The following is a 19,508-nucleotide window of genomic DNA, read 5'->3' as shown; positions in this document are numbered from 1 at the left end:
TAAGATGAGCGGAAACTGGATCGAAGTCTGCGCCAAGGACGAGATCGACGAAGAGGATGTCATCCGCTTCGATCACGGCGGGCGCAGTTTTGCAGTCTACCGCAGCCCGGATGACGAATTCTTCGCCACCGACGGGCTTTGCACGCACGAACATATCCATCTCGCCGACGGGCTTGTCATGGATGAGATCATCGAATGTCCGAAACATAATGGCCGCTTCAACTACAAGACGGGCGAAGCCAAGGGCGCGCCGGTCTGCGTCAATCTCAAGACCTATCCGGTCAAGGTCGAAGGCGACACCGTCTTCATATCGGTCTGAAGGAGGCGGATGTGGCTCATTTCGTCATCATCGGGGCCGGCGAATGCGGTGCACGCGCCGCCTTCGCCTTGCGGGAAAAGGGTTTTGCCGGCGAGATAACGCTTGTTGGTGCCGAACCCCTTCACCCCTATGAGCGGCCGCCCCTTTCCAAGGCGTCTGCTGCCGATGCCGGCGATCCGAAATTCATCGCCGCTGCGGAAAAATACGCCGAAAGCGCCATCCGGCTACTGACCGGCATTGAGGCCAGGGATTTCGATCCTGCCTCCCGGACCGTCATGCTAGCGGATGGCACCACGCTCTCCTACGACAAGCTTCTGCTGGCGACGGGCGCTGCCGCCCGATCGTTTCCCGGCGCCCCCGAAGGCAATCCGCATATTCGTTCGCTTCGAACCCACGATGATGCGGCCGCCCTGCGCGAAGCCATGAAGCCGGGGCGGCATATCGCCATTATCGGCGGCGGCTTCATCGGGCTGGAGCTTGCCGCGACGGCGCGCTTGCTTGGCGCCGACGTCACCGTTATCGAGGGGCTGGAGCGGGTGCTGAAACGCGGTGTGCCCGAGGAGATCGCCCATCTGCTCACCGAACGCCACCGGGCCGAAGGTGTCGATATCCGCTGCGGCGTCTCGATCGAGACATTGACCGAGGAAAGCGGGAAGGCCGTCGTCAAACTATCAACTGGCGAGGTGGCAGAGGCGGATCTCGCCGTCGTCGGCATCGGCGCGCGGCCGAATGTCGACATAGCCGAAAAGGCGGGGCTTACGATCGAAAACGGCATTGCCGTCGACACCTGCCTCCGGACCTCGGCGCCTGATGTTTTTGCCGCCGGCGACTGCTGCTCCTTTCCGCTGCCGATCTATGGCGGCCGGCGCGTCAGGCTCGAATCCTGGCGCAATGCCCAGGAGCAGGGCACATTGGCCGCAGCCAACATGCTCGGCCTCGACGAAGCCGTTTCATCCGTGCCGTGGTTCTGGTCGGATCAATATGACATGACGCTGCAGATATCGGGCCTCGCCGAAGGGGCGGTGCTGCATCTGCGCCGCGACCTCGGCCCAGACGCATTCATTCTCTTCCACCTCGATGCCGATGGCCGGTTGGTCGCCGCAAGCGGCATCGGACCGGGCAACGCCGTGGCGCGCGACATCAGACTTGCGGAAATGTTGATCGCGGCCGGCGCCCGTCCGGACCCTACTGCGCTGACGGCAAGCAACGTCAAGCTGAAATCCCTTCTGGCCGCCTGAGCCGTCCAATTATTTTCAAAGGAATTGATGATGAAAAAACATAAGCGTGCAACCGTTGCCGATCTGCTTGCGGAAAAGGGCAAGCGCCAGCTGACTATGCTGCGAGTCACCTCGCTCGAGGAGGCCGAAGCCGCCGAAAAGGCCGGGATCGACATTGTCTCGGTGCCGCCGTCGCTGCTCGGTCCGGTCTTCCGCGAGATCGCCCCCACGCCCTTTGCCATTCCGGGTCTCGAATATGGCGACCATGTCTCGGCCGAAGATTATCTGCGCGCCGCATTCGCGGCGCTGAAGGCCGGCGGCGATGCCGTCTATTGCGCCGCAAGCCTGCAGACGATCCGGCGCCTGCGCGACGAGGGCATCCCCGTCTGCGGCCATCTCGGGCTGATCCCGTCGAAAGCGACCTGGACGGGCGGCTTCCGCGCCGTCGGCAAGACGGCGGCGAGCGCGGCCGAGATCTGGCGGCAGACCAAGGCGCTCGAAGAGGCCGGCGCCTTCGCCGCCGAAATCGAAGTCGTGCCGGGGGACGTCGCCGCCGCCATCAGCAGCAACACCTCGATGCTGATGATCTCGATGGGGGCAGGCGGCGGCTGCGACGCCCAATATCTCTTCGCCGACGATGTGCTCGGCGCCAATCGTGACCACTATCCCCGCCATGCCAAGGTCTACCGTAACTTCGCCGCCGAACATGACCGGCTGCAGCGTGAGCGCATCGCCGCTTTCAAGGAGTTTGCTGAGGATGTCAGAACCGGTGCTTACCCTGAAGAAAAGCATCTCGTCGGGATCAATGCCGAAGAGATGGGCGCGTTCCTGAGAATGCTGGATCAAGCTTGAACGCCATTTTTTTAGAAGGATAAGAAGACGATGAAAACCTACAATCTGACCGTATCCTGCGAGTCGGCGCGCGGCATCGTGGCCGCGATCTCAAGCTATCTGGCCGATGTGGGGTGTAATATTGTGGATTCGTCACAGTTCGACGATCTCGACACGGGAAGATTCTTTATGCGGGTCTCGTTCATCTCGGAGGGAGGAGAGACACGGGACAAGCTTATCGCAGGTTTCAAACCGATCGCGGAAAAATTCGGCATGACATCCGAAATCCACGACGCAAAGAGCCGGACGAAGGTTCTGCTGATGGTGTCGCGCTTTGGCCACTGCCTCAACGACCTTCTCTATCGCTGGCGCATCGGTGCCCTGCCGATCGATATTGTCGGGGTGGTGTCCAACCATCTCGACTATCAGAAGATCGTCGTCAATCACGACATCCCCTTCCATCACATCCCAGTGACGAAGGAGAACAAGCCGCAGGCAGAGGAGCGAATCATGGATCTGGTGCTGACGACCGGCACTGACCTGATCGTCCTGGCCCGCTACATGCAGGTTCTTTCCGATCGGATGTGCCAGGAGATGTCAGGGCGGATCATAAACATCCACCACTCTTTCTTGCCCAGCTTTAAGGGCGCCAGCCCTTACAAGCAGGCCTATGAGCGTGGCGTCAAGCTGATCGGGGCGACAGCGCACTATGTCACGGCCGACCTAGACGAGGGTCCAATCATCGAGCAGGATACCGCCCGCATTACCCACGCCCAGAGTGCCGACGACTATGTCTCAATCGGCAGAGATGTCGAGAGTCAAGTACTGGCGCGTGCCGTTCATGCTCACATTCATCATCGAACGTTCATTAATGGAAACCGCACAGTAGTGTTTCCAGCAAGCCCAGGCTCCCACGCCTCTGAAAGGATGGGCTGACATAAAATCATCGATCGCAGACAGGGGACTTGTGAAGGCGGCCGCAGGAGATCTTGAAAAAGATGCAGGGACGAAGACAGAGTTGGCTATCACTTTCGTCCTGCAAGTCGCGCTTACGAGTTAATAAGGAGAGAGGAGACGCAATGGGGCTACAGCTTCGCGTCGAAGGACCGCCCCACGCGGACTGTCAACTCTGATTTTTAAGCTCAATGCAGAGCCGCTATTCACGCATACTCGTGGAGTCCGATTGAATGGGGGCGCCCTTGCCAGCACTGATTAGCCATCACAGCTTTCGCGTAGACTTGCGTCGCTTCCGCCATCGCGACCACATCACATTGCCTCTCTGAGTGATTGACTAATCACCACTCCAGGCAATAAGGTATAACGTCATATCACTCAATGAGGGGGAGTTCATGACCTCGGTTGCGCTGTTCGGTGCTGGTGGAAAAATGGGATGCCGCCTGACGAAAAATCTCAAGGGCTCTCGGTTCGACGTTCGCCACGTCGAAGTGAGCGCCAGCGGCAAGGCTCGCCTTGAGAAAGAACTTGGCATCGACACCGTTGATGTCGATCAGGCGCTTGACGGCGTCGACGTGGTCATATTGGCCGTCCCGGACACTGCAATAGGCAAAGTGGCCTCGAGCATTGAGGCGAAACTCCGACCGGGCACGATGGTGATTGCGCTCGACGCTGCGGCTCCGGCGGCCGGACACCTGCCGGATCGTCCGGACCTCACGTACTTCGTGACCCATCCATGCCATCCTCCGATCTTCAACGACGAGACGGACCCGCACGCGAAGCGCGATTTCTTCGGAGGAATGGCGGCCAAGCAGCACATAGTCTCCGCGCTGATGCAAGGCCCCGAAGAACATTATGCTCTTGGGGAAGAGGTGGCCAAAGTGATCTGGGCACCTGTCATGCGATCGCACCGGGTCACGGTTGAACAAATCGCCTTGCTCGAACCCGGCCTGTCGGAAACGGTCTGCGCTTCGCTCCTTGTCGTCATGCGCCAGGCCATGGACGAATGCGTCGCACGGGGAGTCCCGAAGGAAGCGGCTCGGGATTTCCTGCTCGGCCACCTGAACGTCCTAGGCGCGGTGATTTTCGAGGAAACGCCTGGTGTCTTCTCAGACGCGTGCAACAAGGCGATCGAATTTGGCATTCCTGCTCTGATGAGGGACGACTGGAAGAAAGTATTCGAGCCCAAGGAAATCGCCGACAGCATCCGGCGCATCACCTGACGATTCCTCTTTTCGCTCGAGGTCTGCACCGCAGAATCTATCGGATATCGCGTCACTGCGGCGTACACTTGGACGCGCCTCCAATCCGCGGATGAGGACTGGTGCCAATCCTGACACGCTCCGCAAAGCCGCGTGCCGCGCGAGCCTCCTTTCAGCCAACGTTTTGCAGTTGAACCAATTCCGAACCTCCGACCTCTGGCTTGCAAACGCAAATCAGTGAATTTCTGCTTTTGCACCTTCAGGGCATCAATACGAAGATCGGGCGTGAACATGTCCCGTGGGACAGAGGGCTTCGGTCTGTCGCTCGGATAGGGCCGTCCGCCATACGCAAACTCATCGCCACGACCGGTCGACAGGTTGAACGCCGCGTTCCGATCACCGAAGCCGACGAGGTCGCCTGACAGATCGAACAATTCCTTTGCGACAAAGCGACGGCGTCCTCTTAACATGAATCCGGCCATTGATCTCAATCATAGGGTATTGCAGGCTCAAGGAGCGCCGGACGCACAGAGGCTGACGGCTAGCGCGCACGGATATGGTAGGAGAAACAATGTCTAACAGAGAAGACAATGATCAGCGACCCAAAGAGCGCCTTCTCGATCCCCGTGTTTTCGTTATCTTGCTTGCGGCGGGACGTTCCAGTCGAATAGGAAAGGCAGGTGCGTCCAAGTTGCTTGCGGAATTTAACGGCACTGCTCTCGTACGACGTTCCGCCCAGGTGGCGCTCGGTTCGACTGCCGATACTGTGATCGTTGTCACAGGTCATCGCCGACTTGAAATTGAAGGTGCGCTCGATGGCTTGGCTGTCGAGTGTGTCGAAAACCCGATACACGAGCAAGGGATGGCAACATCACTTGCTTCAGGGGTTATACGCTGCAATGCTCTAGGAGCAGATGCGGTGTTGGTCATGCTCGCCGATATGCCTGGGTTGACAAGCGACGATCTGGATCAGCTTATTGCGGCTTTCAGTATCGCCGATGGCGAAGTGGTCGTCCGCGCGACGGGAGACGGCAAGCCGGGAAATCCCGTTATACTTCCAAAATCGCTGTTCCAGGCGGTGGCGCACCTCGAAGGCGATGTTGGAGCTCGTCAGATTATAGAAACGTCCAGCCTGCCAATCGTTTCCGTAGAGATCGGGGAAGCTGCATTGCTGGACGTGGACACGCCCGAGGCGATACGCGCCGCTGGCGGAATACTGAAAGCGTAATCTGATCGATCTCTCGTGTGTTCGCGACGCCGCCCGAACTATTCCGACAATGCGCGATGCTTCTGACACAGCTCGGAACCAATCATAGCCGGGGCCACGGAGTCGAACATCTATCCTTCCGCCCATCCCTGTTGAGCCAAAGTTCTGGTCACTGCGATGTCGGCAATTACAGAAAGCGCTATCGACGAAGCATCTCTGGCCTTGTCGAAGATGCCTATCGGCGCTTTGATCCTGGCGATATCCGCGTCATCAAAGCCATGCTTGCGAAGCAAGGCGATCCGTTTCTCGTGGGTCCGCCTGCTTCCCAGAGCGCCGATGTAAAATGAATCGGAGGACAACGCGCCCTGGAGCAATGGCAACTCCCGGTCAAGGTCGTGGAACAGCAACGCAACTGCGGAAAACATGTCAATCTTAGAAGCGAACGCATTACTTTCGATGGTCGGGTCCATCTGCTCGACCTGATAGCCGGCCGCCGTCGCCACAGCGGCGGTTGTTGCCAGTTCGACCGATCGTCCGCAAAGAAGGAGGCGGATGACCGGCTGGTAGCGCGTAATGAAAGTTCCGTCGAACCAGCCGATTTGGTTCCGGCTGCCCTCTCCACCGAACTCCATTGATTCTGATCCAGGCGTATACCGAAGACTAGCGGGGCGTCGGGAGGCCAGATGTGACAAAACCTGGCCCACCGGATCTGCATTTTTGAGGATGTGAATTGAGAGGTTGATCCCTCCCCCGCAAGGAAGCACGATATCGAAGAATGGCGAACCTTCTCCAAGCCGCAGGAATCGATCACGCCCATTGCGCAGAGCCTCGACAGCTTCCGCGGCAATGGCTGCTTCGGTACAGCCACCGGAGACAAAGCCGCAGTATCGGCCGTCTCCTCGCACTGCCATCTGTGCTCCAACCGCGCGCGCCGCGCCGCCGCGAACCTCAACCAGCGTAACCAAGGCAACTGGGACACCGGCAAGAAAAGAATCGCGCGCATAGCGCAGGATTCTGGCCGGTTCGTCTGTCACAAGCGCGACCGTCGGGACCACCACATCGTTCTCACAAAAATCCTGCCGGGTCACTAGCGACCTCCCATCAATATTGGTCAGAAGTTCACCACCAGACTTAATTCACCGCTCCAGCAAAGCGCCGATTTGGGCGGCGACGTTGTCAATGCCGGCCGCAGCGTCAACACGACGAAGCAACCGGCGATGTTCGTAGAACGGCGACAACGCCGCCGTAGCGCGAGCAAACTCTTCGACTCTTTTCTTCAACACCTCGGCGTTATCGTCGGAGCGTGTTTGAGCGCCGACGGCGCGCGACTGTTCGGCTCTCTTCGCAATCCGCGCTTCGAGGAGGTCGATCGCGATATCGAATATGACGACGTGATCGAGCGGCCTGTTTAGGCTGTAAAGCAGGCGCTCTAGCGCCTCGGCCTGCGCAACCGTTCGCGGAAAGCCGTCCAGGATAAATCCTTGTTCCGGTTTTCTGTCAGACAAACGTTGTTCAACCAGGTCGACTACGACCTCATCCGGGACGAGTGTCCCGCTATCGACTGCCGCCTTGGCCGCAAGCCCGAGCGATGTCTCTGCTCTGATCGCCTCGCGCAGCAGATCTCCGGTGGAGATATGCAAAAGCCCGTAGTCCCGCACGAGACGCTCGGCCTGCGTCCCTTTCCCGGCTCCCGGGGGGCCAATGAGGACCAGATTGACCATCATGAAATCCCCATGCACATATATTTGATCTCTAGATAATCATCCATGCCGTACTTCGATCCCTCGCGACCGTTGCCGCTTTCCTTCACGCCACCGAAAGGAGCGACCTCGGTCGAGATTAGACCCTCGTTGATGCCGACGATGCCGTATTCGAGCGCCTCGGCGACGCGCCAGACGCGCGCGATGTCACGGCCATAAAAATAGGCGGCCAGCCCGAACTGGGTGTTGTTGGCGAGGCGGATCGCCTCCTCCTCGGTGTCGAAACGGAAGACGGGCGCAACAGGCCCGAAGATTTCTTCAGCGAAGATCTGAGCATCGGGCGATACATCGGCAAGGACCGTTGCTTCGAAAAAGCGGTGGCCGAGGGCGTGGCGGCGTCCTCCTGCCACGACACGGCCGCCACGGCCGACGGCATCCGAGACCAACTCCTCGACTTTCGCGACGGCCTTGTCGTCGATCAGTGGACCGATCTGGACATCTTCATCAAAACCGCTCCCGACTTTGAGGCCGGACACTACTTCTGCCAACCGCTTGACGAAAGCGTCATGAATTCCTGACTGGACCAGAAAGCGGTTGGCGCACACGCAGGTCTGACCGGCATTTCGATATTTTGAAGCAATCGCACCCTTGACCGCCGCTTCGACATCGGCATCGTCGAAGACGATGAACGGCGCGTTGCCCCCAAGCTCCATTGACGTCCGTTTGACCGTCTGCGCGCATTGCGCCATCAGGGCCTTGCCGATCTCCGTCGAACCGGTGAAGCTCAGCTTTCGAACGGTGGGATTTGAGGTCAACTCAGCGCCGATGTCCGAGGCCGATCCGGTCACGCACGACAACACGCCCTTCGGCACGCCGGCCCGATCGGCCAGCACGCACAGGGCTAGCGCCGACAATGGCGTCTGGCTCGCCGGTTTTATCACCATCGTGCAGCCCGCGGCCAGCGCTGGTCCGACTTTCCGGGTGATCATTGCAGCCGGAAAATTCCATGGCGTGATCGCTGCGCACACCCCGATCGGCTGTTTGATGACGACGATACGTTTGTCCGCGGTCGGAGCCGGAATAGTGTCGCCATAGACGCGCTTTGCTTCTTCGCCGAACCATTCGATATAAGACGCGGCATAGACAATTTCGCCTTTGGCTTCCGGAAAAGGCTTGCCCTGCTCTGCGGTCATGATGGAGGCGAGGTCGTCCTGGTTCTCCATCAGGAGCTCGAACCATTTGCGCAGGATCGCCGCCCGCTCCTTGCCGGTCAGTGCGCGCCAGGCCGGCAATGCCGCCTCCGCCGCCGCGATGGCTCGTCTGGTCTCGGTGCGGCCCATCTTCGGAACGGTAGCGATCGTCGTGCCGTCTGCCGGATTGTCGACATCAATCGCCTGGCCGTCATCAGCGTCCAGCCACTCGCCCGCAATGAAACATTGGCCGCGCAGAAGGGATGGATCCTTGAGTTTGAGTGCTGCCATTTTGACTGTCCTTTCGTGAAATTTGTTCTTGCTCAGACGACGAGCGGTTCCAGCAGCCGACGGGCCGCGTCGCCGAACGGGCTCGGCCTACGCGAGATGCGGTCTACATTGACGTGGACGAAGAAGCCTTCCGCAGACGCCGTGTCTTCGTCGTTTCGAAACAGTCCGATCTCGTAGCGAACCGATGAGCTGCCTAGTCTCGAAACGCGAATTCCCGCGGTAACCATATCGGGAAACGTCATCTCAGCGTGATACCGGCAACCCGTTTCGACCACGAGAAAGACATGCGCGTCGTCTTTGATATTCAAGGCGCCGTTTTCGATCAGGAAGCTGTTCACGGCCGTGTCGAACAAACTGTAGTGGACGACATTGTTCATGTGACCGTAGGTGTCATTGTCGGACCAGCGCGTCGCGATGGTGCGAAAGACCTTGTAGGAGGACCTGCTTGCGGGCGCTGCGCGTTCTGCCATCACCATGCCGCCTTATAGATCGAAAGCGCATCCGCCTCATTGACGTCACGCGGATTGTTGACGAGAAGCCGCGTCTGCTTCATCGCATCGCGCGCCATGGCGGCGAGGTGCTCCTCACCGATACCGACATCGCGCAAGCGAGGCTGCAATCCCAGCTTCGAGGAAAGATCGGCAAGCCGCTCGATGAAAGCGGCGCAGCGGCTTTGGGTGCTTTGTTCCGACGCGAGATCGGGGAAGACGTCCGCTGCGATGTCCGCATAGAGGGACGCAGCCTCGGGTGCGTTAAAGCGCAGGACGTGTGGCAGCACGAGCGCGTTGGAGAGCCCATGCGGGATATGAAAAGTCCCACCAATCGGATAGGCAAGCGCATGGACGGCCGCCACGGGCGAGTTGGCGAATGCCTGGCCGGCCAGCATCGAGCCAAGCAGCATGGCACCTCTGGCGTCACGATCCTTGCCATCGAAAACCGCTTTCTCGATGTTTGCGCCGAGCAATTGAAGCGCCTGACGGGCAAGCATCTTCGACAGCGGATTATTGTTGGCGTTCCTGGACGCATAGGCCTCAATGGCATGCACCATGGCATCGATCCCCGTTGCAGCCGTGATGTGCGCCGGCAGACCGACGGTCAGATCGGCATCGAGGATGGCAATGTCGGGAAGGATGATCGGCGAGGATACACCCCGCTTTTCGTCGCCCTGGACGGTGATGATCGACACCGGGGTGACTTCCGAGCCAGTCCCCGCAGTCGTCGGCACGAGAACAAGTGGCAGCCGCGGCCCTTTGGCATTGCCGACGCCCCAGGCGCCTTCGATGTCCTCGCCGGATCCGCTGAGCAATGCTGCGACCTTGGCAACGTCGAGTGACGAGCCGCCTCCAAAGCCGATGACACCCGTCACGCTGGCGGATTTCGCAGCATGGCTGGCTGCAAGCACAGTCGCAAGCGACGGATCCGCCTCGACACTATCAAAAACGGTCGTCTCGATGCCGGCCTTAGAAAGCGACGTCAGCGCCGGATCACAAAGACCGAGCTTGCGCAACCCAGGGTCGGTGACGAACAGGACCCGGTTCCCGAGCTTCGGCTTGACGAGACCACCGATTTCCGCCGAAGCGCCGGGCCGGAACACGATCTGGCTGGTCGTGCTGAAAACAAACGGGTTCATGGGCACCTCCTATGGTATTGCATCATGCGCCTAGCAGGCTTTCCCTGAGTTTGATCCTCAGGATCTTGCCGGAGCCGGTGCGGGGAATTTCGTTGACGACATACACTCTGTCCGGGACCTTGTAGGCGGACAGCCGCTCCTTGCAGTGGCGCAGCAGCGTCCCTTGGTCGAAGAGTTCCGCCGACCTCAGCACCACGCAGGCGACGGGAACCTCGCCGAGCATGGTGTGCGGCATTCCAATCACCGCGCAATCCATGATCGCGTCGTGAAGGAGGATTGTTTCCTCGACCTCTGCGGGGGCAATGTTCTGACCACCGCGGATGATGAGCTCCTTGAGCCGGCCGGTGATCGTCAAAAAGCCGTTCTCATCGCTCCTGGCAAGATCGCCCGTATGATACCAGCCGTCGACCACAGCTTTCTGAGTTTCCAGCGTCTTGTTGTGATAACCTTGCATCAGGTTGGGGCCTTTGCAGATCAACTCACCCTCTATGCCGACCGGTACATCGAGACCGGTTTTCGGATCTACGAGGCGTACCGTGAGCCCCGGAAGCGGCAGACCGCACGATCCGGAGACGCGCCAGCGGCCGGGCCAGTTCATAGTCACCATTGTCGATGTTTCGGTTATCCCGTAGCCATCGAGCAGCGGCACGCCGAAAAACTCTTCGAAATCGCGATTAAGGGTTCCGGGCATGATCGCGCCGGCCGACACGCAAACCCTGACTGAGTCCAACAGCTTCTCACCGCTCGCCTGGCAGGCCGACAGGAAATAATGAAAGACCGTCGGCACGCCGGGCATGAAGGTAAAGCGGCCCGAACGCAACAATTCGGTAGCCTGACTGGTGGAGAATTTCTCCATGAGATATTCGCTGGCGCCGGTCGCGATGATCGACAGCACGGCAATATTCAGGGCATAGGAATGATAGAGCGGCAACGTGTTGAGGACGACATCGTTGCCGTTCATCCCGGCGATCGGAGCCCAGCACGCACTCGTGACCCACAGCATCGACCGCGTCGAGAGCAGCACGCCCTTTGGCTGGCCTGTCGTTCCGGAGGTGTAGACGATATAGGCGGGGCGGTCGACGTCCTGATCGTCTTTGAAGTCGATAGCGTCCGCCAGATCGAAGACGGCATTATCGTTCGCCGTGATGAGGACGGCGGTCTGATCCAGGCGCCGCAGCAACGACTCGGTCGCCGCGCGCTGGTCCGGTAGGGTAATGACGGCAACGCAATCGGAATCGGTGATGCGATAGCTTGTTTCGGCTTCCGTCGATTCAATGCTGATCGGGACCGCCACGCCGCCGGCCCTGACCACGGCGAGACATGCCATGACCCAATTGACGGAATTCGGCAGATAGATCGCGACCGCCTGACCCTTCTGTAGACCGAGAGCGATCAGACGTGCCGCCAGGCCCTCTGTTTCACGATCAAGCTCGGCGTAGGAGACAGCTCTCGTCTTGTCCTCAAATGCCAGTTTCTCCGGGTACAGGCGAGCGTTCCGCCGAAGAATCTCTCCGACAGGTGCAATGAGTTCGAAATGTATCATTTCAGTTCCTCCCCTTCCTCCGGTTAGACCATCGCAAACCCGCCATTGACGCTGACGACCTGGCCGGTCACCCAGGAGGACGCGCCAGAGGCAAGGAAAGTCACCATCGGCGCCACGTCGTCAGGCTTGCCGATCCGCCGAAGCGGATAGGCCTTGACGATCTTCTCGCGGTTCTTCTCGAGGAAGTCAGGATCGGAGTGCGAGGTCTCGATCAGGCCGAGCGAGACGGTGTTGACGGTGATGTTGTTGCGACCGAATTCGCGAGCAAGCGACTTGCCGAGCGCGATTGTGCCGCCGCGCGCTGCCGCGGCCAGGGCAAGGTTGGCTTCGCCGATACGGGAGCTGTCGCCGACGAGATTGATGATCCTGCCGGAGTTCTGGGCGATCATCATCGGTGCCACCTCGTAGCAGCAATTGATCGCGCCATAGAGGCACACGTCGATCTGCTTTTTCCATTCGTCCGGCGTCGAATCCACAAATCGCTGGTATTTGACGTAACCGGCATTATTGACGAGGATGTCAATCGTTCCGAAGTCAGACTTGATCGCGGCGACCATCGTCTTGACCTGAGCATTTTCGCTGATATCCGCCTGATACGCCTTCGCCTTGCCGCCGCCTTCCTCGATTGATTGCACGACCGCTTGGGCTTCGTCTTTCGACCGGGCGTAGTTTACCGCAATGGTGGCGCCTTCGGCCGCAAGAGCTCGCGCGATGTCACCGCCGACATCGCGGCCTCCGCCCGTGACGAGCGCTACCTTGCCCTTGAGATTGGTTTCCATTGAATGTCTCCTTGGGATGAGATGCTGCCTTTGCAGCGGATTGATGGGTTGGTTGAAACCTGGCCCTCAGCGGCCCATAAATCGCGGCGACCGTTTTTCGGCGAAGGCTTTGCGTCCTTCGGCGTAGTCCTCGCTGGAACTCGCCTGGTCTATCAGCCTTTCAGCTTCGGTTCGGTCGAGATCACCCCGGGCGCAGCCATTAAGGATGAACTTCGCGCCCTTGATCGTCAGGGGTGCATTCGCGACCATGGCATTGGCGCGCTCCAAGGCTGCCGCCGTGGCATCATCTGCCAGCGCGTCGATGAAGCCGTTGCCAAGCGCCTGACTGGCGGTGAAGCGGTTAGCCGAATAGAGAATTCGTTTCGCCTCCGTGACCCCGACGAGCGAGAACAGCTTGCGCGTCGCGGAGACGCCATACACAATCGACAGCCTGGCGGCGGGAATACCGAACACGGCGCTTTCTTCCGCAATCCGGAAATCGCAAGACATGGCCAAATGTGCGGCGCCACCAAGGCAATAGCCGCGCAACGCCGCGATCGTGGGCTTCGAAACGTCGTAGATGGCATCGCCCGCAGCGTCGACGGCGACCTCGTAACGCGTGCTTTCCTCCGCCCCGTTCCTTACCGCATCGAACTCGCTGATATCGGCGCCGGCGGAGAAGTCCGCGCCGGCGCCGGTCAGCAGAATGGCGCGAACATCAGGATCCGCGTCGAACTGGCGAAACCGCTCGGCAAGCTCGCACCACATCGCATAGGTCACGGCGTTGCGTTGGTTGGGCCTGTTCAGTGTAACGATGGCGACGCCATCAGTTTTCTCGACCTGAATCTCTGTCATGCCTGCTCGTCTCTTCCTGCCGATCGCAACCGCGTTCGGTGCTTGGGGTATGCCCGGCGCAGGAGAGCCGGGCACTTGTTCGGATCACTTCTTGACCAGAGGGCACTGGCTTTCGGAGAGGGGACGGAAGGCCTGGTCGCCTGGAATGGTGGTGACAAGCTTCAGAAGGTCCCATTCGCTCTTCGATTCATCCGGCGTCTTGACCTGGTAGACATACATGTCATGCACCATGCGGCCGTCCTCGCGGATCTTGCCGCCCTTGGCGAAGAAGTCATTGACCGGTGTTTCCTTCATCTTCGCCATCACCTGCTTCGTGTCGGTGGTTCCGGCGGCCTTCACGGCTTGAAGGTAGTGCATGGTTGAGGAGTAATCACCCGCATCGCCCATATGTGGCGGACGGCCGACACGCGCCTCGAATTTCTTGGCAAAGGCACGGGTTTCTTCGTCGCGATCCCAATAGAAGGCGTTGGTCAGGATCATGCCCTGTGCGGTTTCAAGCCCGAGTGAATGGACGTCCGTATCCCAGACGAGCAGACCGGCAACGGTCTTTCCCGAAGACACGAGACCGAACTCGGCGGCGGACTTAACCGCGTTGACGAAGGTCGTTCCGGACCCTGCCATCGCAATGACATCGGCGGGCGAAGCCTGCGCCTGCAGCATAAAGGCGCTGTGGTCGGAGGTTTCTATGGGGTAGCGAACAGCGCCGGAAACAGTTCCCCCGTTCGCTTTGACGATCTGGCTAGCATCCGTTTCCAGCGCATGGCCGAAGGCATAGTCGGCAGTCAAGAAGTACCAGTTCTTCTTGCCCTCCCGGATCAGTTCGTTGGCAGTGCCATTGGCCAGCGCGTAGGTATCGTATGAGTAATGGATGCTGTTTGGCGTGCAGCCGTCGTTCGTCAAACGTGACGAACCGGAGCCGTTGACGATCGCGATCTTGTCCTCGTCTTTGGCAACCTGCGTGACAGCCAGCGCGATGCCAGAATTGATGAGGTTGTTGATCATCGTCACGCCTTGCGACTCGTACCACTCTCGGGCGGTGGAGACGGCAACTTCCGGCTTGTTCTGGTGGTCGGCCACGACTACTTCCAGCGGGCGGTCGAGGACCTTGCCGCCGAAATCTTCAACGGCCATCTTCACCGCAGCGATCGCCCCCTCGCCCGCCTCATGTGAGAACTGGCCGCTGACATCGGTCAGGACGCCGATCCGGATCGGCCCCGAATCCTGAGCGTGAGCCCCCATGCTCATTGCAGCGAAAGCCGCGGTGCAAGACAGCAAAATTCGCAAATGCGTCATCAATCCATCCTCCCAGATGCGGCACTGGAACTCCTCCTCAAGTGCCGACGTTAAACTTGCGCTATCATACTTGTTTCTGATTAAGAACCGGCGTTATGGTGCGCTGCACCCTTATGCCTGGGTAAGATAAGCAGAGTTTTCGCCGTCACGCAAGCTTGCATTATTAGACTTTATGTGTTTTTCTGAAATTGCCTCTTCTACTAGATGAGGCACGTGGCCCGGTTTCGACCCGGCCACCGGAGGAGAAAATCAAGCCGGTAGGGAGGACTCGTGCCGGAGAACGCACCCATCATCGAGGCGCGTAGTTTGACGCGCTCGTTCGGCGGTTTCATTGCCGTCAATAATGTCGACATCCAGATTCGGCCGGGGACCATCCACGCGCTGATCGGACCGAACGGCGCCGGCAAAAGCACGCTGTTCAATCTGCTGACCAAGTTTCTTTCGCCAAGCTCCGGTCAGATATTTTTTAAGGGTCGCGACATTACACAGATGGCGCCTGCCGACATCGCCCGGCTTGGCCTCGTCCGGTCCTTCCAGATCTCGTCGGTCTTTCCGCACCTCAGCGCCCTTGCAAACGTGCGCGTGGCGCTGCAGGCCCGCGAGCGGGAAACCTTCTCCTTCTGGAAGTCCAACCGGTGTCTGGAACGCCTTGACGAAGAGACGATGGCGCTCCTTGAAAGCGTTGGTCTCGCCGAAAAGGCCCGGACAAAAGCCAGCGAGCTTTCATACGGACGCAAGCGTGCGCTGGAACTGGCGACGACGCTCGCGCTCGAACCGGACGTGCTGCTGCTCGACGAGCCCATGGCCGGCATGGGCACGGAAGACATCGGCAGGACGGCGGCGTTGATCCGCCGCGTTGGCACGGGTCGCACGGTGCTGATGGTCGAGCACAATCTTGGCGTCGTCGCGGATCTTTCCGACACGATCACGGTGCTGCGCCGCGGGGAGGTGATTGCCGAGGGCACCTATGCTGACGTCTCGACGAACAGCGAAGTTCGCAAGGCCTATATGGGAGGAACCCATGGCTGAAACACTTTTAAACGTCAGCAATCTTCAGGCTTGGTATGGCGAAAGCCACGTGCTTCACGGCGTGGAATTCAACGTCAGGAAGGGCGAGGTTGTCACCCTGATCGGCCGCAACGGCGCCGGCAAGACCACGACCCTGCGCAGCCTGATCGGCGTCGTCAGCAAGCGGGCCGGCAGCAGCATCTACAAAGGTGTCGATCTTTTGCGGACACCGGCGCACAAAGTCGCCCGGCTCGGCATCGGCTACGTTCCGGAGGAGCGCGGCATTTTTTCAACGCTGAACGTCATCGAAAATCTGATGTTCCCGCCAGCCTGGCAAACGGGCGGGATGAGTGTAGAGGAAATCTACAGCCTCTTCCCGAATCTCAAGGGCCGCGACACCACGCCCGGCACGCGGCTTTCAGGCGGCGAACAGCAGATGTTGGCGATCGGACGCGTCCTGCGCACCGGCGCCGATTTCATCCTGCTCGATGAGCCGACCGAAGGCATCGCCCCCGTCATCGTCGAGGAGATCGGCGCGGGGCTGCGCATCCTCAAGGATCGCGGCATGACCATCATTCTCGTCGAACAGAACCTGCGCTTTGCGGCCTCCGTCGCCGACCGGCACTTCGTCCTCGACCAAGGAAAGGTCATCGACGAAATCTCCAATGATGCGCTCGACGCCAACATGGACCGGCTAAACCGATATCTGGGGGTTTGATTGCCATGCGCCCACTTCAACAGGTCAAAATCACATGACAGATTTTCTCGGGGTGCCGATACCCGTTCTCCTCGGCCAACTGCTACTCGGGCTGATCAACGGCTCATTCTACGCTCTGCTCAGCCTCGGGCTGGCGATCATCTTCGGCATGCTTAACGTCATCAATTTCGCCCATGGAGCGTTCTACATGCTGGGCGGCTTCGTCGCCTGGTACATGCTGTCGACACTTGGTCTTGGGTATTGGGGAACACTCGTCGCGGCCCCCATACTGGTCGGTTTCGCCGGCGTTGTGGTTGAAAAGCTGTTTCTGAGGCGGCTTTATCGCATGGACCATCTCTACAGCCTGCTCCTCACATTTGGCATCGCGCTGATGCTGGAAGGTCTGTTCCGACACGTCTTCGGCGCAGCCGGAAAACCGTATCCAGTTCCAGCGGCACTGACGGGCGGCATCAATCTCGGCTTCATGTTTCTGCCCATGTACCGCGCGTGGGTAATCGTCATCTCGCTCATTATCTGTCTGCTGACCTGGATTGCGATCGAGAGGACCAAGCTCGGCGCCTATCTGCGGGCGGCGACCGAAAACCCGTCGCTGGTCCAGGCCTTTGGTATCAACGTGCCACTCATGCTGACGCTAACCTATGCCTTCTGCGTCGGGCTCGCTGGCTTTGCCGGCGCACTCGCGGCACCTCTCTATCAGGTCAGCCCCGGCATGGGCTCGAGCATCATCATCACGGTCTTCGCCGTCGTCGTCATCGGTGGCATGGGGTCGATCCGCGGCGCGATCGTCACTGCGCTTGGTCTTGGTATCATCGAAGGCCTCACCAAGACATTCTACCCGGCAGCCTCCTCGATCGCGGTTTTCGTCGTGATGGTGCTCGTGATCCTCATCCGGCCAGCTGGCCTGTTCAGCCGGGAGGCATGACATGAAAAGCGCAACCTTTTCCAATGCGGCCACCACCTCCGGTCACGGCCAGATGATCGGCCGCATCCTGATGCTCGCCATTACGGGTATCATGCTGATTGCGCCACTCGTGGTCTATCCGCTCTTTCTCATCAAGATCCTCTGCTTCGTGTTGTTCGCGGCGGCCTTCAACCTTGTGCTCGGCTATGCAGGTCTTCTGTCCTTCGGACACGCCGCCTTCTTCGGCGGCGGTGCCTACATCGCGGCCCAGGCTGCAAAGGTATGGCAATGGCCATTCGAACTGGCGGTATTGGCTGGAACGCTGTTTGCGACCTTGCTGGGGCTCGCCTTTGGAGCGCTTGCCATCCGCCGTCACGGCATCTATTTCGCCATGATCACGCTGGCACTTGCTCAGATGGTCTATTTCATGGCGGTCCAGATGCCGTTCACAGGCGGTGAAGACGGCATTCAGGCTGTGCCCCGCGGTTATCTGCTCGGCCTGATCGATCTGAGGAACATCACCGCAATGTACTACACCGTGCTCGGCGGCACGGTCATCGGTCTCCTCGTTATCTGGCGCGCGGTCAAGTCGCCTTTCGGGCATACGCTGTCCGCAATTCGCGAAAACGAAACGCGTGTTATCTCGCTGGGCCTGAAGCCGGAGCGTTACAAGCTGATCGCATTCACGCTCTCAGCAGCTCTGGCGGGCTTTGCCGGTTCACTGAAAGCGATCTCCTTCCAGCTCGCATCGCTGGTCGATGTCACATGGCACATGTCCGGGGAAGTTATTCTGATGACCCTTCTCGGGGGCATGGGAACGCTCATTGGCCCGATCGTCGGCGCAACAATTGTCCTCGGGCTCGAGCATTTCCTGTCGACCAGTGGGCTGCCCATCACATTCATCATCGGCCTGTTCTTCGTGGTCTGTGTGATGATGTTCAGACGGGGCGTGTTCGGCGAACTTAAGCTCCTACTGGAGCGACGTAGGAGCGAATAGAAGTCTTCCTGTGCAAGCAAAAATTAAAAGGCCGAAGCTCGCGCTTCGGCTTTTTTGCTGGGGCGGGGAAAGGCTACTTTGACGTTCGCCCGAAGAGGTAGCCGATACTCGCCGCCATGACCAGCTGAACGATGCTGGCAAGATCGGGCGAGATGCGCGCCGGCAGATCGGGCGCGGAAGAAAGGCTCGGCAACAACCCACCATAGACGACCCAAAGGGCGACAAACACTGAAGCAAAGACCACCAGCCCAAGCACCGGCAGCGAGACGCCGGAGCCGGCCGTCGCTGCCGCCTGGGCGCGAGGTCGAACAACGGGCAGCGCAGGCATATCCAACTGCGACGAACCGGCTTTGGCCTGTAGCGGCATTGAATCGGCGCCTACCGACCCCGCGGCCATGGAGGCCTCCTGCGGGTTTTGTCGCACCTGAATTTCCTCGGCAAATCGCTTGAAGAACTGGCCGGCCATTTGTTTCGCCGTCACGTCGATCAATCGACCGCCAAGTTGCGAAAGCTTTCCGCCAATCTGCGCGTCCACGATGTAGTCTAATACGGTCCCGCCATCCGTTGCGGAAAGCTTGACTACAGCAATCCCCTTGGCGAATCCAGCAACGCCACCCTGCCCTTCGCCGGTTATCTTGTAGCCATTTGGAGGATCCAGATCTGACAGTGTTACCGCCCCCTGGAACCGTGCCTTGACCGGCCCGACTTTCATGACCGTGACGGCAGCCATTTCCGTGTCAGATGACTTCGTCAATTCCTGGCAGCCGGGGATACAGACCTTGAGCACCTCAGGATCGTTGAGCGCTTCCCAGACCTCTTCCTTGGTGGCCGGGATCAATTGTTGGCCAGACATTTCCATGGATAATCCTCCTCAACTGTCATCGGAACGGGAAC

General features: G+C 59.4%; 20 protein-coding genes. 10 read left to right on the top strand and 10 right to left on the bottom strand.

The genetic code is table 11. The annotated features are described in order from the left end of the window. The first annotated feature begins 4 nt into the window (after positions 1 to 4). The 6 genes from K290_RS0124535 to K290_RS0124510 all read left to right on the top strand — a co-directional run bounded on the left by K290_RS0124535 (position 5) and on the right by K290_RS0124510 (position 5,751). Entirely contained in the window at positions 5 to 319 is a 315-nt protein-coding gene (locus K290_RS0124535; RefSeq protein ID WP_028754299.1) for a MocE family 2Fe-2S type ferredoxin, read from the top strand. 11 nt (positions 320 to 330) lie between these two features. Next, positions 331 to 1,557: an NAD(P)/FAD-dependent oxidoreductase gene (locus tag K290_RS0124530; RefSeq protein ID WP_028754298.1), complete on the top strand. Its 1,227-nt coding sequence runs from the start codon at positions 331 to 333 to the stop codon at positions 1,555 to 1,557. A 27-nt stretch (positions 1,558 to 1,584) separates the two neighbouring features. Then, a complete protein-coding gene (locus tag K290_RS0124525) occupies positions 1,585 to 2,388 on the top strand; it encodes a 3-methyl-2-oxobutanoate hydroxymethyltransferase (RefSeq protein ID WP_172831071.1) in 804 nt (267 codons plus the stop codon). Between the two features lie 30 nt (positions 2,389 to 2,418). After that, positions 2,419 to 3,303 carry a formyltetrahydrofolate deformylase gene (gene purU, locus K290_RS0124520; RefSeq protein ID WP_028754296.1) on the top strand — a complete coding sequence of 295 codons (885 nt, stop codon included), beginning with the start codon at positions 2,419 to 2,421 and terminating at the stop codon, positions 3,301 to 3,303. A gap of 413 nt (positions 3,304 to 3,716) precedes the next feature. Further along, positions 3,717 to 4,544: a phosphogluconate dehydrogenase C-terminal domain-containing protein gene (locus tag K290_RS0124515; RefSeq protein WP_028754295.1), complete on the top strand. Its 828-nt coding sequence runs from the start codon at positions 3,717 to 3,719 to the stop codon at positions 4,542 to 4,544. A gap of 550 nt (positions 4,545 to 5,094) precedes the next feature. Continuing rightward, positions 5,095 to 5,751 (top strand): nucleotidyltransferase family protein, encoded by a 657-nt coding sequence (locus tag K290_RS0124510; RefSeq protein ID WP_028754294.1) that lies wholly within the window; start codon positions 5,095 to 5,097, stop codon positions 5,749 to 5,751. 110 nt (positions 5,752 to 5,861) lie between these two features. Here K290_RS0124510 and K290_RS34925 read toward each other — a convergent pair whose 3' ends face one another. The 9 genes from K290_RS34925 to K290_RS0124465 form a co-directional block, all read right to left on the bottom strand. After that, entirely contained in the window at positions 5,862 to 6,818 is a 957-nt protein-coding gene (locus K290_RS34925; protein WP_051264205.1) for an XdhC family protein, read from the bottom strand. Positions 6,819 to 6,866: 48 nt separating this feature from the next. Then, on the bottom strand, positions 6,867 to 7,451 hold the full coding sequence (locus K290_RS0124500) for an adenylate kinase (protein ID WP_028754293.1): 585 nt from the start codon (positions 7,449 to 7,451) through the stop codon (positions 6,867 to 6,869). Then, the gene (gene gabD, locus K290_RS0124495; RefSeq protein WP_028754292.1) at positions 7,451 to 8,911 is read right to left on the bottom strand and encodes an NADP-dependent succinate-semialdehyde dehydrogenase; all 1,461 of its coding nucleotides are present in this window, start codon (positions 8,909 to 8,911) and stop codon (positions 7,451 to 7,453) included. The genes K290_RS0124500 and gabD overlap by 1 nt, the downstream gene beginning before the upstream one ends. Before the next feature lie 32 nt (positions 8,912 to 8,943). Further along, entirely contained in the window at positions 8,944 to 9,381 is a 438-nt protein-coding gene (locus K290_RS0124490; RefSeq protein ID WP_028754291.1) for an acyl-CoA thioesterase, read from the bottom strand. Continuing rightward, positions 9,381 to 10,541, bottom strand: a complete 1,161-nt coding sequence (locus K290_RS0124485) for an iron-containing alcohol dehydrogenase (RefSeq protein ID WP_028754290.1) — start codon at positions 10,539 to 10,541, stop codon at positions 9,381 to 9,383. Before K290_RS0124485 ends, K290_RS0124490 begins: the two co-directional genes overlap by 1 nt. Positions 10,542 to 10,563: 22 nt before the next feature. Then, a complete protein-coding gene (locus tag K290_RS0124480; RefSeq protein ID WP_028754289.1) occupies positions 10,564 to 12,084 on the bottom strand; it encodes a class I adenylate-forming enzyme family protein in 1,521 nt (506 codons plus the stop codon). A 23-nt stretch (positions 12,085 to 12,107) separates the two neighbouring features. Continuing rightward, a complete protein-coding gene (locus K290_RS0124475; protein WP_028754288.1) occupies positions 12,108 to 12,863 on the bottom strand; it encodes an SDR family NAD(P)-dependent oxidoreductase in 756 nt (251 codons plus the stop codon). A 66-nt stretch (positions 12,864 to 12,929) separates the two neighbouring features. Further along, entirely contained in the window at positions 12,930 to 13,697 is a 768-nt protein-coding gene (locus tag K290_RS0124470; protein ID WP_028754287.1) for an enoyl-CoA hydratase-related protein, read from the bottom strand. A gap of 84 nt (positions 13,698 to 13,781) precedes the next feature. Next, entirely contained in the window at positions 13,782 to 14,990 is a 1,209-nt protein-coding gene (locus K290_RS0124465; protein WP_028754286.1) for an ABC transporter substrate-binding protein, read from the bottom strand. A gap of 270 nt (positions 14,991 to 15,260) precedes the next feature. On the opposite strand from K290_RS0124465, the gene K290_RS0124460 reads away from it, so the two are divergent. The 4 genes from K290_RS0124460 to K290_RS0124445 are packed head-to-tail and all read left to right on the top strand — an operon-like array spanning position 15,261 to position 18,614. Continuing rightward, complete coding sequence (locus tag K290_RS0124460) at positions 15,261 to 16,019, top strand: ABC transporter ATP-binding protein (protein WP_028754285.1); 759 nt, start codon at positions 15,261 to 15,263, stop codon at positions 16,017 to 16,019. Beyond that, the gene (locus K290_RS0124455; RefSeq protein ID WP_051264204.1) at positions 16,012 to 16,716 is read left to right on the top strand and encodes an ABC transporter ATP-binding protein; all 705 of its coding nucleotides are present in this window, start codon (positions 16,012 to 16,014) and stop codon (positions 16,714 to 16,716) included. Before K290_RS0124460 ends, K290_RS0124455 begins: the two co-directional genes overlap by 8 nt. 34 nt (positions 16,717 to 16,750) lie before the next feature. Beyond that, a complete protein-coding gene (locus tag K290_RS0124450) occupies positions 16,751 to 17,638 on the top strand; it encodes a branched-chain amino acid ABC transporter permease (protein ID WP_028754283.1) in 888 nt (295 codons plus the stop codon). A gap of 1 nt (position 17,639) precedes the next feature. Beyond that, entirely contained in the window at positions 17,640 to 18,614 is a 975-nt protein-coding gene (locus K290_RS0124445) for a branched-chain amino acid ABC transporter permease (protein WP_028754282.1), read from the top strand. A 73-nt stretch (positions 18,615 to 18,687) separates the two neighbouring features. Here K290_RS0124445 and K290_RS34920 read toward each other — a convergent pair whose 3' ends face one another. Continuing rightward, positions 18,688 to 19,473, bottom strand: coding sequence for an SRPBCC family protein (locus K290_RS34920; RefSeq protein ID WP_037136187.1), 786 nt, complete (start codon positions 19,471 to 19,473; stop codon positions 18,688 to 18,690). Positions 19,474 to 19,508 lie beyond the last annotated feature (35 nt).

The organism is Rhizobium leucaenae USDA 9039 (genome assembly GCF_000426285.1).
GTDB classification, from domain to species: Bacteria; Pseudomonadota; Alphaproteobacteria; order Rhizobiales; family Rhizobiaceae; genus Rhizobium; species Rhizobium leucaenae.
This window is presented reverse-complemented; position numbering and strand designations above follow the sequence as displayed.

What these genes read in the sequence shown, in the direction of transcription:
- K290_RS0124535 (WP_028754299.1), top strand. Translation starts at nt 5, where the DNA reads ATGAGCGGAAACTGGATCGAAGTCTGCGCCAAGGACGAGATCGACGAA.
- K290_RS0124525 (WP_172831071.1), top strand. Translation starts at nt 1,585, where the DNA reads ATGATGAAAAAACATAAGCGTGCAACCGTTGCCGATCTGCTTGCGGAA.
- purU (WP_028754296.1), top strand. Translation starts at nt 2,419, where the DNA reads ATGAAAACCTACAATCTGACCGTATCCTGCGAGTCGGCGCGCGGCATC.
- K290_RS0124515 (WP_028754295.1), top strand. Translation starts at nt 3,717, where the DNA reads ATGACCTCGGTTGCGCTGTTCGGTGCTGGTGGAAAAATGGGATGCCGC.
- K290_RS0124510 (WP_028754294.1), top strand. Translation starts at nt 5,095, where the DNA reads ATGTCTAACAGAGAAGACAATGATCAGCGACCCAAAGAGCGCCTTCTC.
- K290_RS0124500 (WP_028754293.1), bottom strand. Translation starts at nt 7,451, where the DNA reads ATGGTCAATCTGGTCCTCATTGGCCCCCCGGGAGCCGGGAAAGGGACG.
- gabD (WP_028754292.1), bottom strand. Translation starts at nt 8,911, where the DNA reads ATGGCAGCACTCAAACTCAAGGATCCATCCCTTCTGCGCGGCCAATGT.
- K290_RS0124490 (WP_028754291.1), bottom strand. Translation starts at nt 9,381, where the DNA reads ATGGCAGAACGCGCAGCGCCCGCAAGCAGGTCCTCCTACAAGGTCTTT.
- K290_RS0124485 (WP_028754290.1), bottom strand. Translation starts at nt 10,541, where the DNA reads ATGAACCCGTTTGTTTTCAGCACGACCAGCCAGATCGTGTTCCGGCCC.
- K290_RS0124480 (WP_028754289.1), bottom strand. Translation starts at nt 12,084, where the DNA reads ATGATACATTTCGAACTCATTGCACCTGTCGGAGAGATTCTTCGGCGG.
- K290_RS0124475 (WP_028754288.1), bottom strand. Translation starts at nt 12,863, where the DNA reads ATGGAAACCAATCTCAAGGGCAAGGTAGCGCTCGTCACGGGCGGAGGC.
- K290_RS0124470 (WP_028754287.1), bottom strand. Translation starts at nt 13,697, where the DNA reads ATGACAGAGATTCAGGTCGAGAAAACTGATGGCGTCGCCATCGTTACA.
- K290_RS0124465 (WP_028754286.1), bottom strand. Translation starts at nt 14,990, where the DNA reads ATGACGCATTTGCGAATTTTGCTGTCTTGCACCGCGGCTTTCGCTGCA.
- K290_RS0124455 (WP_051264204.1), top strand. Translation starts at nt 16,012, where the DNA reads ATGGCTGAAACACTTTTAAACGTCAGCAATCTTCAGGCTTGGTATGGC.
- K290_RS0124450 (WP_028754283.1), top strand. Translation starts at nt 16,751, where the DNA reads ATGACAGATTTTCTCGGGGTGCCGATACCCGTTCTCCTCGGCCAACTG.
- K290_RS0124445 (WP_028754282.1), top strand. Translation starts at nt 17,640, where the DNA reads ATGAAAAGCGCAACCTTTTCCAATGCGGCCACCACCTCCGGTCACGGC.
- K290_RS34920 (WP_037136187.1), bottom strand. Translation starts at nt 19,473, where the DNA reads ATGGAAATGTCTGGCCAACAATTGATCCCGGCCACCAAGGAAGAGGTC.